The sequence below is a fragment of the Streptomyces sp. NBC_00237 genome (genome assembly GCF_026342435.1).
In the GTDB taxonomy this organism is placed as follows: Bacteria; Actinomycetota; Actinomycetes; order Streptomycetales; family Streptomycetaceae; genus Streptomyces.
Genome location: NZ_JAPEMT010000005.1, coordinates 187,578 through 200,163 on the forward strand (window position 1 = coordinate 187,578; position 12,586 = coordinate 200,163).

At 68.1% G+C, this 12,586-nt stretch carries 9 protein-coding genes and 1 pseudogene; 3 read left to right on the plus strand and 7 right to left on the minus strand.

The window, feature by feature from the left end:
- The first annotated feature begins 324 nt into the window (after nucleotides 1-324).
- Complete coding sequence (locus OG897_RS36690) at nucleotides 325-2,319, plus strand: recombinase family protein (RefSeq protein WP_266664053.1); 1,995 nt, start codon at nucleotides 325-327, stop codon at nucleotides 2,317-2,319.
- On the opposite strand, the pseudogene OG897_RS36695 reads toward OG897_RS36690, so the two are convergent.
- A pseudogene (locus OG897_RS36695) lies at nucleotides 2,292-2,501 on the minus strand (CoA-binding protein); the annotation flags it as partial. The gene OG897_RS36690 and the pseudogene OG897_RS36695 overlap by 28 nt on opposite strands.
- A gap of 168 nt (nucleotides 2,502-2,669) precedes the next feature.
- On the opposite strand from OG897_RS36695, the gene OG897_RS36700 reads away from it, so the two are divergent.
- Complete coding sequence (locus tag OG897_RS36700) at nucleotides 2,670-3,374, plus strand: hypothetical protein (RefSeq protein ID WP_266664055.1); 705 nt, start codon at nucleotides 2,670-2,672, stop codon at nucleotides 3,372-3,374.
- A gap of 79 nt (nucleotides 3,375-3,453) precedes the next feature.
- On the opposite strand, the gene OG897_RS36705 is transcribed toward OG897_RS36700, so the two are convergent.
- The 6 genes from OG897_RS36705 to OG897_RS36730 form a co-directional block, all read right to left on the minus strand.
- Entirely contained in the window at nucleotides 3,454-4,065 is a 612-nt protein-coding gene (locus tag OG897_RS36705; RefSeq protein ID WP_266664057.1) for a DNA-binding response regulator, read from the minus strand.
- Nucleotides 4,066-4,135: 70 nt separating this feature from the next.
- The gene (locus OG897_RS36710) at nucleotides 4,136-5,425 is read right to left on the minus strand and encodes a sensor histidine kinase (RefSeq protein WP_266664059.1); all 1,290 of its coding nucleotides are present in this window, start codon (nucleotides 5,423-5,425) and stop codon (nucleotides 4,136-4,138) included.
- Between the two features lie 103 nt (nucleotides 5,426-5,528).
- The gene (locus OG897_RS36715) at nucleotides 5,529-7,910 is read right to left on the minus strand and encodes a TOMM precursor leader peptide-binding protein (protein WP_266664061.1); all 2,382 of its coding nucleotides are present in this window, start codon (nucleotides 7,908-7,910) and stop codon (nucleotides 5,529-5,531) included.
- Nucleotides 7,907-8,098 carry a hypothetical protein gene (locus OG897_RS36720; RefSeq protein WP_266664063.1) on the minus strand — a complete coding sequence of 64 codons (192 nt, stop codon included), beginning with the start codon at nucleotides 8,096-8,098 and terminating at the stop codon, nucleotides 7,907-7,909. The genes OG897_RS36715 and OG897_RS36720 overlap by 4 nt, the downstream gene beginning before the upstream one ends.
- Before the next feature lie 142 nt (nucleotides 8,099-8,240).
- Nucleotides 8,241-9,260: a helix-turn-helix transcriptional regulator gene (locus OG897_RS36725; protein WP_266664065.1), complete on the minus strand. Its 1,020-nt coding sequence runs from the start codon at nucleotides 9,258-9,260 to the stop codon at nucleotides 8,241-8,243.
- 190 nt (nucleotides 9,261-9,450) lie between these two features.
- Nucleotides 9,451-10,590: a glycosyltransferase family 2 protein gene (locus OG897_RS36730; protein WP_266664586.1), complete on the minus strand. Its 1,140-nt coding sequence runs from the start codon at nucleotides 10,588-10,590 to the stop codon at nucleotides 9,451-9,453.
- Nucleotides 10,591-11,031: 441 nt separating this feature from the next.
- On the opposite strand from OG897_RS36730, the gene OG897_RS36735 reads away from it, so the two are divergent.
- Nucleotides 11,032-12,561, plus strand: coding sequence for a glycosyltransferase family 39 protein (locus OG897_RS36735; protein ID WP_266664067.1), 1,530 nt, complete (start codon nucleotides 11,032-11,034; stop codon nucleotides 12,559-12,561).
- Nucleotides 12,562-12,586 lie beyond the last annotated feature (25 nt).

The window sequence follows — 12,586 nt, forward strand, 5'->3', positions numbered from 1 at the left end:
GGGGCAGTCTGTATTTGACAGAGGGGGGGTGCGAAAAAGAGTGCGGAAGAGAGGAAGGGTTTCCGCTTCCGCGCAGCGCCGGTTTTGACCAGTTCGCCGGGAGGGTGGAAGCCCTGTGGGATGTAGCGAGAGAACCCTCTCTCGCGGTTTACGAGCGTCTTCTCATCCTCCTCTTTGGCCGAATCAAATGAAATCACTGGAACGGGTGATGGCTCCGGATTTTCTTCCGCAGGTGGGGATTCGGAGCTATTGTCCGTGTGTGTTTTGATTCGTTGGGGTACTGACGTGTATCCCCTGAGAAATGGGATGGATGGGATAGTTGCCATGAAGGCGGATATTGCAATTTCCTCTCAAGTGGTCGAGAAGTTCCTTCGCCCATGTCTGCGAGCCGTTGACTACCTACGAGTGTCAACGGAAGAGCAGGCGAAGGGCTACGGGATCGCCTCTTCAGGCAAGCGAACAAAGGCGTATATCCAGAGGAAGGGGTGGTCTCATATCGAGACCTATCTGGACGAAGGCGTTTCTGGATCTTTGGAGGCTCTGGATCGCCCGGGCCTCAAGCGGTTGATGGAAGATTCTCGAAAGATGCCACGTCCCTTTGACGTCGTAGTGGTATCCGAGGGTCGGGCGATTGGTCGCACTGACCGTGCCTTCTGGCGCTGGGTCTGGGAACTGGAAGACCTTGGCATCTACGTGGCTGACGCGAAGAAGGACATCGATAACACAACCGAGGTGGGTAAGGAGGCGATGCGGGAGGAGGCCAACTATGCCTTCAAGGAATACGGGCGCATCCGTCAGCGTACGCAGGGAGGAATTCAAGAAAAGGCGGAGGAGGGCGGGCTTACTGGCGGGAGGCCACGCTACGGGTATCGAATCGAAGACCAAGGGAAGCGCGGTCTTTCGAGGATTGCGCTGGATCGTTGCGAAGGCGATTGTGCGTGTGAGCAACCGCATGAATACGACATTTTGCATCTGGCGCGAGAGTTGATCGTTTCGGACAGGTTGAACGTTCGGCAGGCTGCGATTCAGCTCAACGCTATGGGCCTCTACACCCGATCCGGTAAGCCGTGGTCCAACCGAAACTTGTGGAGTCGCTTGATGGGGGCAATGTCAGACCCTGTTGTGATCTTTCGAAATCCGAATCGAGCTAAGCTTGGTGTGGATGGTGCCCCGTTGTACGGTGAGTCCGTATCAATCAGGCTGGATCCCATTTTAACAGTCGGACAGGTGGAACGACTTCGGGTAGCTCTCGCGCAGCACCGGCGTGGTGATTCACCGAAGGAAGAGCGTCAGCCGCACCCGCTCTCCGGGCGAATCGTGAGCCTTTGTGGATCTCATTACACCGGCATGCGCTTGAAAGAGGCTTCTGAGCGCGTATACCGATGTAGTGGGAAGACGGAAAAATACGCCCAAGCCCCAGTTTGTTCCTGTTCCCGTATCCATGCCGAATCATTGGAGAGGCGGATTTGGGGTGAAGTATGTGCACTTCTTGGAGATCCTCAAAGGCTGAATAGCATGGCTGAGGATTGGGCAGGGCTCGGAAGCGGAGGGAACGTTGACTTTGAGCAGCGAATTAAAGATCTAGACAAGAAGATCCTGGCACAGGACGAGGCGATCGCGGCCGTCATGGTGGTGGCGGCGAAACAGGAAAATCCGGCCTCAGCTATTGCCAAGGCGACGCAGACCCTCCAGGCCGAGCGCGACGAGCTTGTGAAGATGAGGGGCATGGTCGTGGCCTGGAGATCCGAGGCACTGGCGGCGGAACAACGTGCGGAAGACCTCCGTGCTCTGGCGGACCTGGCCCGTGAACGGCTTCACGACATGAATCCGGAAGAACAACGCGAGGTTCTCGATCTTCTCGACGTCCGTGTGACGGTCACCGGGCCTGTGCCGAAGGTTCGCAAGGCCGATTGTTCCCTGACGAGTTGGTTTCGAGAAAACCAGCGGCGAGTTCCAGTCCTCACGGACGAAGGGTGGGCTGCTGCGGAGCCTGTGATCCTTGCTGCGAGACAGCGCCGGCGCGCGGACCGACTGCCGGACCGGGCGGTTTTGGAAGCCATCTTGCACAAAGCTCGCACGGGAGATCCGTGGTTGTCCCGGGGCTCTCAGTCCCGGTTCCATCGGTGGTTGGAGACAGGGGTGTGGGAGAAGATTATGGAAGCTCTGGCCGATGCGCCAGGGACTCCCGTCCCGTTGGCGGGTGCGCTACCGCCGCTGCGTGTAGAAGGGCGCGTGGATCCCCGGTTGCTGTTAGGGGATGGAACGTCACCTCACGGAACTGTCACCACGGGGAAGGGGACGTCGGCCAGCGACGCGTAACCCTGCTCGCCGTGTACCGTTTCCGCCTTCGGGTGCACGGGGACGACGCGCTTGCCGAACTGCTGGAGCACGCGGGCGACTCCGTACGCGGCGCGGTCCTGGTTCGAGGAGAGGCCGACGACCGCCCAGGTGTCGCCGGACTCGGTGAGGATCTTGCGGACGGTGTCCCGTTCGTCGGACATGGGGGCTCCTTCGGGAGGGGGTGCGATGTCGCGCCGGTGTTCGAGCCATCCTGGCATCCCGGGCGGGGCATGACCCATTCACATGAAGAGCATGAGATGGGAACTGCCGGTGACGGTGGGCCGAACCCAATACTGGGCGGATACATCCATCTCGGTGGGGAAGACCTCTTGAACAATGTGAGCGAGCGCCGGGTGGTGCACCTGTGGTCACTGGGCGAAGACGTGGCCGTGGAGCCGGGTGCCGGCGTGGACACGGTGACCCTGCGGGCGCGCAGTGGTGACGAGCACCTGGTGGTGGACGCCTTCGTGCGGGAGGCGTTGCGCCGCATGGAGCACGGGCCGATCCGGCTGGTGAACGTCGGCCGTCCGGACGTGCCCGTGGACGACGGGCGGGTCGGGGACGACGAGCGGGTCGTGGACGACAGGCGGGCCGTGGACGGGGGGCGGGCCGACGGTGAGAGTGCGGCGTATCTGGCGCTGGAGCCCGTGCTGCGCCAGGTGTCCCACCTCGTGGTGTGCAGTCTCGGGGTCGACGACCTGCTGGGACCGCTGCTCTCGGTCCGTACCCGTATCAGGAACGTGTTGTTCGCCCCCGTGGCGGTCGAGGAGAAGCAACTGGTCCGGCTGACCTGGGGGGTGCGTCTGAGCATGGAGACCGAGGGGCTGGTGATGGAGTGCGAGGACTCCGACTACCAGGTGGTCGTGCACCGGCCGGAGGCCGTGTGGGTGGTCGGCATGCTGATCCGTCCGTGCACCACGGGGGACGCGGCGCGGACCCTGCCCCTGCCCGAGGGGATCGCCCGCAGCGTCATCGGCTATCTGGTGGCGGCGGGCATGGCCGTCCCGACGGAGAAGCGGCGGAGGCGGATCTAGCGGGGCTCGCCGGTCCGGTGGGGTTCGCCCCGGTCCGGTGGGGATCACCGGTCCGGTGGGGATCCGTCGGGGCGGGGCCCTAGATCAGCCAGCCCGCCTCCCGGGCCGTGCGGATGGCGTCCACGCGGTTGCGGGCGTTGAGCTTGGAGACGATCGAGGTGAGGTAGTTGCGTACGGTGCCGCGCGAGAGGCGCAGGGTGGCGGCAATCTCCTCCGGGCCGTGGCCTTCGGAGGCGAGCTGGAGGACCTCCGTCTCGCGTTCGGTCAGGGGGGACTCCTGGCTGTTCCAGGTGTCCAGGGCGAGTTCGGGGTCGATCACGCGGTGGCCCGCCGCGATCCGGCGGATCGCGCCCGCCAGGTCATTGGGTGCGGCGTCCTTGAGCAGGAAGCCCGAGACCTGGGCCTGGAGGGCGCGGCGCAGGGTGTTGGGGCGGCCGAGGCTGGTCAGGATCAGCGTCCGGCAGCCGGGCAGCCGCTCGTGCAGCCGGGCGGCCGCGGTCAGTCCGTCGATGCCGGGCAGGTCGATGTCGATGACCGCCACGTCCGGCTGGTGCTCCAGCGCCGCGTTGAGGATCTCGTCGCCGCGTGCGACCTCGCACACGACGGCGAGGTCGTCCTCCAGGTTCAGCAGGGCCACCAGGGCGCCCCGCACCATGTGCATGTCCTCGGCCAGCAGAATGCGTATGCCCACTGTTGATGTCCTGACTGTGATGCGGAGTTCGAGGGGGGAGGGTAGTTCGAGGGGGGAGGAGAAAGTGGGGTCAGGCTGCGGAGTTCCTGCGGGCCTTCCAGCGCTCGGCGGAGGGGCCGTCCGACGGCACGGCGGCCAGCGAGACCGCGGGGGCCTCGGCGACCAGCTCGAAGGTCTCGCCGCCGCCCCGGGCGACCGTGAGCGAGCCGGAGATGCTGTGCAGACGGGCCTTGAGGTTCTCCAGGCCCGCGCCCCGGTGCGGGGAGGCGTCGCGGTAGGAAGCGTCGACCCCGTCGTTGGTCACCGACAGCCGCACCCGGCCGCCCGACTGCACGGCCTCGATGGTGCAGTGCGTGGCCTGGGAGTGGCGCAGGAGATTGGTGATCGCCTCGCGGAGGACCGCGGCCATCTCGGTGCTGACCCGCTGGCTCATCTCCTCCAGTCGGACGGTGGTGGTGACCTGGACGTCGGTGGCCTTCAACAGGCCCGTGACGGAGGTCAGTTCCTCCTTCAGGGACATGTCACGCAGACCGCGGGAGACCTGGCGTACGTCCGCGAGGGACTGCCGGGAGAGGGCGAGCACCTCCGCGACCTCGCCCTTGGCGCGTTCGGGGTAGGCGAGCACGATGCGGTGGATCAACTCGCTCTTGAGAGTGATCGCGGAGAGGCTGTACCCGAGGAGGTCGTGCAGGTTCCGGGAGATGCGCAGCCGTTCACGGGTCACCGCGAGGCGCGCCAACTCGTCCTTCGTGTCGTGCAGCTGGCGTACGAGAGCGGTCAGCCGGGACAGCCCGTAGACGACGACGCCCGCCAGCAGGGTCGACTGACAGAGGTAGACGCTGTCCAGCAGGGGACGGCCCTCGATCACGGGCGGCAGCACCATGCTCAGCCCGATCAGCCCGTACAGGCTCCAGCCCAGCCGGGTGGGCAGCAGCAGGATCGACGAGCCCGCCAGGAACCCCGCCATCGCGCCCCACTGCGAGTGGAAGACGAGGATGGGGAGGTAGGTGAGCAGCGCCTGAAGGGTGAGAGTCAGCCACTTGCGCAGGGTGGGTTCGCGGGCCGCCCCGGCCCGCGAATGCCACAACTGGAGGCAGAAGATGGTGACCAGGAACAGGATGCTGGTCACCGTGGGGAGCGGACCGAGGCCCGCTCCGAAGATGTTGAGCGCCGTGATGCCGAGATAGCTCAGCAGCGCGGCGAGGAGTATCAGGGATGCCAGGCGTGGAGCCAGGGTGGCATGGTCGGCCCTCCCCGGCCCGTCACTGTCCGTCGTGTTCCTCGGGCCTTCACTGTCTGCTGCGACCCCCGTCGCGTGCTGTGCCCCGTGCCTCGGTGTGAGCTCCTCAGGACCATGCATCGTCCTCGCAGTCCTCTTCCCCGTCCGAAACCATGATCACTTATGTGCACACTCAGTGGTGATGATAAACCCCTGCTGTGACGAGTGTGCGACGAGCGAACACTTACACGAACAGCGGCACGGGGTTGAGAAATTCCCGCTGCAGCGGGGCATCGAGGCGCCCGAGAGTGACCGGTATGTCGAACAGACGGCCCGGCGCGAACCGTGCCCAGAAGTGACGCATCCCGGGCACGATCACCTTGACAACCGGAATCCCCAAGTCCGGTCGTGTCTGGTCCAGTACGAGCAGTTCCAGGCCACGGGAGCGCACGAGTTCGGTGATCGCTACGACGTCGTCCAGCAGGTCGGCGCGGACCGCCGGGGGCCAGTCGTCCGGGCGGCGCGCCGCCGCACCCGGATCCGCCGTCAGGTAGGGCTGGTTGGCGACGGTCGCGGTGCGCCACCACTGGAGCGGCTCGGGATCGGTGATGCGGTACCCGGTGCCCTCCGGCGTCACATCCGTGACCACGGGCAGGAGTTGGCCCATCTCCGTCAGCGCCCGGCGCAGTGCCAGCCGGGGGTCGAAGTGGGCGCCGAAGCCGAAGATCACGTCCTCGGCCGGTTTGTCGGTCCGCCGCGACACGGCGACCACCACGGGGATGCCGAAGTCGGACGTCAGGTCGAGCGCCCACACCTCACGGTTCAACTCTCCGTAACCGTCGACGAGTTGCGCGATGTAGGGCTCGTCGAAGGCGGCCAGGTCGATGGACGGCTGACGGGTGCGGTTGTACCACCACAGGGCCACGGCGTCGCGTTCCACGAGCTCCAGGAAACCCTGCACGACGGCGTCCTCGCGGCTGCTGCCCGCCGCGTTGCCGTTGGAGTCCGCGAAGAGGCCGTCGGACGCCTCTCCGGCGCCGAAGTACAGCAGGGAAGTGGGCAGGAACCGCTGTTCGTTGCCGGTGAGTGACCACACGGGCGTCCACTCGGTGCGCGCCTTCTCGTCGAAGGGGGCGGGGACGTAGTTCAGACGTGAGCCGCTCGCGTTCCAGCTGTCCCGCTCCAGGAACTGCCGTTCGCTGTAGAGCTGGCTGTCGTGCGGGTGGATCGCTGCCGGACCCAGCTCGTGGAAGGCGGCGTGGACCACGGGCTCGTCGCCCTGGCGGGTTCCGCTGTAGCGCTCCACGGCTTCGCACAGGGCGCTCACCCGGGCCTCGGTCTCGGTCAGGCCCTTGCCGCCGCTCAGGCTGCGCAGTCCGGCCCGCAGACCCTCCAGGCTGTGGCTGGGCATGGCCAGGTTGCGGCCGGAGAGGAAGGTGTTGAGGAAGGCGGGGCTGCCCGGGGCGCGCCGGATGTCCTTCACGATGCCGGTGACCGGGTCGACGAGGTGTCCGTGGAGCGCGAGCATCTGCTCGGGGGTGTGCGAGCGGTGGCCGTTGCCCGTGCCGGGGACCTTGGGCCGCGACACGGGGACGAACGGCGCCTCGACCTGCCGCCGCACCGCGTCCGGGTCTCCGCACGCCGGGCACTGGGGCCTGCGCGCCACCGGATGGGCGGTCAGGCCCAGCCGCGAGGTGTCCAGCGCGTGCAGCGAGGACTGCGAGGGATCCCGTACGCCCGCCAGCCACTTGGCCGCCTCCAGCGCCGCGAGGTGCAGGGCGAGTCCGCGTACGACGGGAAGGGTCGCCGGGGGCAGGGCCACCGGGTCCGGCCGGTCGAGGAGGTGCTGGAGCAGGCCCTCCGAGTGGCGGTGACCGCGCAGCCGGGTGGCCAGACAGTGCCAGCAGGGACCCTCGTCCGGCTGGAAGAGCGGGCCGGTCCACGGGTTCGACCACTCCAGGCGCACCGGCATCCAGGGGGTGCCCTCGCGGCGGTGCGCCGCGTCGACCTCGGCCAGCCGGGGGGAGAGGTAGTCGTCGCACAGCACGACCGAGAGGTCGGCCCGCTCGTCGGCGTGCGTCGTCAGGGACAGGCCCGCCCCCTCGAACGCGGCGCGGACGGGTGCCGCGTCGGGGCCGAGGAGGTCTGCGTCGAGGAGGGAGACGATCCGCACGCGACGCCGCGCGAGGGTGGCCGGAGCCTGTCCGCCGTCGGCCCCCAGGAGGTCCCAGAAGGCTTCGGCGGCCGGGTCGTGCTGCAACTCGACGTCCGTGGAGGTGAGGTTTGCACCCGCGCGGTCGCCGGTCGTACGTCCACCGGTCGTACGTCCACCGGTCGCACGCTGCCGGAGCAGACCGGCCGCGTCCAGGGCGCGCAGTGAAGCGCGCGCCTCGTCGGCGGACAGTGCGGGCGCCGCGTCCCGCACGACCTCGGCCGGGGTGCGACTGCCGTCGAGCAGGGGAACCAGTACCTGGGCGTGATTCCCGTGCAGGGCGGTCAGGCCCCGCTGGGAGACCAGGTACACCGCTTGTCCGGGCACGGTCTCCGGACGCATGTGACTCTTGAAGCCGACCTGTGCGTCGTCGCCGTGCACCGGACCGGCCTCCTGCCCCCGCAGTGTCGTCATGCCCCGAGCTGCCCGACCGTGGTGACCGCCACCGGGTGGGCCGAGACGACGCACACGGTGAACAGCGCGGCGCTCTGCGGCACCGCCGTGTCGATGTCCTCGATGACCAGCCCGGTTCCGCCGGTCCCGGAGAAGCCGGTCTGGGCGAGGTCACCGGCGAAGGACGGGGAAGAGGTGATCTCGTTCATGGTGCTCAAGTCTCCTTGTGTGCGGTGTGTGAGGAAGTGGCAGTCGGTACGTAAGAGATGTTCGTGAATCAGAGAGGCCCAGGACAGTGCCTGTGTCACTGCGTGCATGTGAAGTTGTCATACGGTGACCGCGCCCGGGCCGTCATGCCGCGTTCGTGCCGGGCCCGGCCTTCCGTCCGGACGCGGCACGGGCCCGGGAGTCGTGCCCGCGCGGGGCGGGGATGCTCGCCGTGAGGGCCTGGGCGCCGCCGAACCTCGTCGCGGGGGAACGGAGTTGACCGCTCAGCAGTGCCAGGCCCAGCGGAGTCACCGTATGCAGGGCACTGGTGCGCACCCGCCGGGTGGTGATCAGTCCGGCTTCCCGCAGTACGGCCGCGTGCTGGCTCGCACTGCCCTGCGAGATGCCGAGACGCTCCGCGAGCCGGGTGGTGGTGGAGGTGTCCCGGAGTGCCCGCAGCGCGGCGGCCCGGGTCTGCCCCAGCAGGGAACTGAGGGCGTTCTGTTCGCCCTGCGCGTCGGTCGCGACCGCCTCGTCCCAGCCTTCGGTGATGCTGGGCGCCGCCGCGAAGACCAGGACGGGCTGGTTGTCGTCCCGCGCCGACTCGACGACCCGTCCCGGCAGGCCCGGCAGGAAGACGGAGGGCTTCAGGACGAGACCGCGCCCGCCGAGATACACGTCGCGCTCCGGCGCGTGGTGGATCTCCAGCACCGGCGCGTTCCAGACGATCCGAGGGTGCAGCGTGGACAGGAGGCGCTCCACCCCGCCCGTGGCGGCGAGCTGGCCGTGCGCGTCGCAGACGGCCTCCAGCCGTTCGAGAATGCCCTCCCAGTACGGGGCGACCCCCGCCCGCCAGACGTCGAACGCCATCCGGGTGCCCGCCTCCCGACCGAGGGTGGGGGCGGGCCGGGACGGCTTGTCGGGCGGGCTCTCCAGCAGGTGGGTGAGGCCGTCGGGCGCGCCGACGGAGCGCAGGGCGGACAGGTCGACGGTGCTTCCGCGCCGCTGGAGGATGTTGCGTACGTCGACCCGCCACCGCAGGGACGACTCGTACTGGCACTGGGTCAGGAAGCCCAGGGCGAAGACGCCCTCGAAGAGCGGACCGAGTGTGCTCTGCAGGCGAGTGCGGGCCAGGTCCGCCCCCGTGAAGTGAATTCGTTGCATGGTGCCGCCCCCGTTGCGTCACTGATGGATGTTGATCCGACAGTGCCTGGCGGGGCGGTGGTGGGAACAGTGCCGTGTTCCCGAGGGTGATGTGCACTGCGCACAGGTCGGCATATGGAGAAATCACGTCGGCGGAGGCGGACGTTCAGCGGTGGCGGGGTCGCGGCGGAAGTGATCCTTCAGCGGTGCCTCAGCGGTAGAGGAAGCGGTCGACGCACAGGAAGCGCAGCACGAAGACCGTGGGGAGGGCCAGGGCGGTGGCGGCCACCGGGGTGAGGCCCGCCTGCGCGACCAGGACCATCATGAGCGGGATGCGGGCCAGCAGGTCGGCGTTGGCGAGGGCCACGAAGCCCCACAGCCTGGCCGACCTGCCGTACCGCCTGGGCGCCCGGCCCGGCCGGTAGATCAGGGCTTCGGCGAGCACGAAGTTCCACACCACGCCGAATTGGTTGGCCACCACCTCGGCCACCGTGTAGTGCAGCGACGTGTGGTGCGTGAGCAGCCACAGCACGGCGAGGTTCGGCAGGAAGCCCGAGGCGCCGATCGCCCCGAACGCCAGCGCACGGCCCGGGGCGCCGCTCAGGCGCAGCCGGGCGAGGTGGTGCAGGAAGCGCAGGCCCTCGCGCACCGTCGACTTGGACTCCCCGGCGAACCGTTCGCCGAAGTCGAAGGGCACCTCGGCGACGGCGCGCGGGCGGCAGCGCACGGCGAGTTCGAGGAGGATCTTGTAGCCGAGCGGGCGGAGCCCACCGGGCTCGGAGTCGGCTCCACCGGAATCGGAGTCGGCTCCACCGGAATCGGATCCGGTCCCGGCGGCCCGGTCGACCGCCTCGCGGCGGATGGCGAAGTAGCCGCTCATCGGGTCGCTGACGCCGCGCAGCAGCCGGGGGAAGAGGGACTTGGCCACGGCCGTCGACGTACTGGAGACGAGCATGCGGTATCCGCCCGCCAGCCCGCTGCGGCTGCCGCCGTCCGCGTATCTGCTCGCGACGACGAGTTCGGCCCCGGTGCTCTCGCCCCGCGCCACCAACTCGGGCAGGAGCGCGGGCGGATGCTGGAGGTCGGCGTCCATCACCACGATCCAGCGCGAGGCGGTCCTGGCGATGCCCTCCATCACCGCACCGCCGAGCCCGCCCACCGGGTCGGCCCTGTGGTGCACGGCCACGGGCAGCGCGAGGCGCGCCGCCGCCCGCTCGATCACCTCCGGGGTGTCGTCCGAGGAATCGTCGACGAAGAGGACCGAGGCGTCGAGTTCCGGCGGTACGGCCGCGGAGATCCGCCGCAGCAACTCGTCGATGTTCGCCGACTCGTTGAACGTCGGAATGATGATGGCGACGCCGGTGTCCGTGGCGGCCGGAGCCCCTTTCTCCGCGGCGTCGGAACGGGGCGAGTCCTTGGCAAGGGGCAGTTGAACCGGTGGCTGGATCTCCAGGGATTCCGGAACCGGTGTACTGGTGGCCACAATTTCTCCTCGGGAGTGTGCAGCAGCCGGAATTCCCCTTCCGGGACGCATCGCGGGACGCATCGCAGGGCGAACTCGCAGGGCGAATCGCGGGACGAGTCACGGGACGCATCACAGGGTGAATTCCGGAACGAATGAGTCGGGAAGCTAGCACCGGCTTCTCAGACGGGTCAACGCGTGCCGTGCGCCACCGGGGCCCTGACCGTCCTGTTTCGCTGACAAGTCAAGTTCATGGAGTTCGCGGGCGTCGCGGCGAAGACTCAAGGCATCCCGAACGACTTCTGAACCCTGGCAATGGGAGGCATGGACGTGTTGACGACGACCGCCGTACCAGTGAGGACGTCGGCCGTCGACGTCCCACCGGCCGTACCCCTGTACAGACGACCGGTATGGACGGTGGCCATCGCGGTCGCCGTGCTGCTGCTCGCCTTCTCGGGCAGCTACGGCTACCACCCCGACGAGCTCTACTTCCGGCTCCTCGGCGAACACGGCCTCGACTGGGGCTACGTCGACCAGCCGGCCCTGCTGCCGCTGCTCGTCAAGGGCGCGACCCTGGTCTTCGGCGACAGCCTGTGGGCGATCCGCGTACCGGCTGCCCTGTGCGCCGCCGCGATCGTGCTCCTCGGCTCGCTGATCGCCGCCGAACTCGGCGGCAGGCGCAAGGCCCAGACGCTCACCGCCTTCGGCCTCGGCACCTCCACGATGGTGCTGGCCTTCGGCCACTGGATGCTGACCAGCTCGGTCGACACCGTGGCCTGGTGCGCGGTGCTGCTGTTCATGCTGCGGGCGCTGCTGCGCGGCGACGGACGCTGGTGGCTTGCTGCGGGCGCCGCCGTCGGCGTGGCCCTCTTCGCGAAGTTCATCATCCTGCTGCTGCCGGTCAGCATCCTCGTGGGCGTCCTGCTGGTCGGCCCCCGCTCCGCCTTCCGGGACCGCCGCCTCTACCTTGGCATGGCCCTGGCGCTGGTGATCGGCTCGCCGAACCTCATCTACCAGATCGTCAACGACTTCCCGCAGCTCCAGATGGCCGAGGGCCTCGCGGAGGCCGACGGCACGATCAACCGGCAGATCTTCTTCATCAACCTGGTCTTCCTGTTCGGTCCCGTCCAGCTCCTCTTCTGGGTCACCGGCCTCTTCAAGATCTTCCGCGAGCCGCGCTGGCGGCTGGCCCGCGCGCTGGGCGCCGGATACTTCGTCGCCACCGCCGCCGCCCTGATGATCGAGGGCGGACGCTCGGACTACACCGGCGGCTTCCTGATGGGCCTGTTCGCGGTGGGCTGTGTCGTCGCGGAACGCTGGACGGACGGACGCAAGATCCGTACGACGCTGGTGGCGGGACTGCTCGCCCTCGGCGGCGCGCTCCAGATCGTGCTCGCCCTGCCGGTCGTGCCGGAGCGCAACCTCGCCGACTTCCCGTACTTCTCGATGTCCTCCGAAAGCGTGGGCTGGCCGCACGTCACCCGGCAGATAGCCGACGCGTACGGCGACCTCCCGGCGGCCGACCGGGGGCGGGCCGTCATCCTCGCGGAGAACTTCGGAGAGGTCGGCGCCCTCGACAAGTACGGCAGCGACATGGACCTGCCGCCCGTCTACAGCGGGCACAACCAACTGCACGCGTGGGGCCCGCCGCCGGAAAGCGCCACGGTCGTGGTCTCCGTCGGCATCGACAAGAAGCTGCTCGCCCGGAATTTCCAGAGCTGCCAGGTCGTCGGAAAACTCGACACCGGCATCAAGGTGATCAACCCGGAAGTCGGCAAGGAAATCAACATCTGCCGGGGGCCGCGCACTTCCTGGCAGTCGATGTGGCCTGAATTCCGTCACTACAACGCCTATCTGTAGGCACCCTCCCGGAAATAGCCAGCGC

Excerpts from the sequence above, each read along its gene's own strand:
- OG897_RS36720 (WP_266664063.1), bottom strand. The coding sequence starts at position 8,098 with ATGAACGAGATCACCTCTTCCCCGTCCTTCGCCGGTGACCTCGCCCAG.
- OG897_RS36690 (WP_266664053.1), top strand. The coding sequence starts at position 325 with ATGAAGGCGGATATTGCAATTTCCTCTCAAGTGGTCGAGAAGTTCCTT.
- OG897_RS36725 (WP_266664065.1), bottom strand. The coding sequence starts at position 9,260 with ATGCAACGAATTCACTTCACGGGGGCGGACCTGGCCCGCACTCGCCTG.
- OG897_RS36710 (WP_266664059.1), bottom strand. The coding sequence starts at position 5,425 with ATGCATGGTCCTGAGGAGCTCACACCGAGGCACGGGGCACAGCACGCG.
- OG897_RS36715 (WP_266664061.1), bottom strand. The coding sequence starts at position 7,910 with ATGACGACACTGCGGGGGCAGGAGGCCGGTCCGGTGCACGGCGACGAC.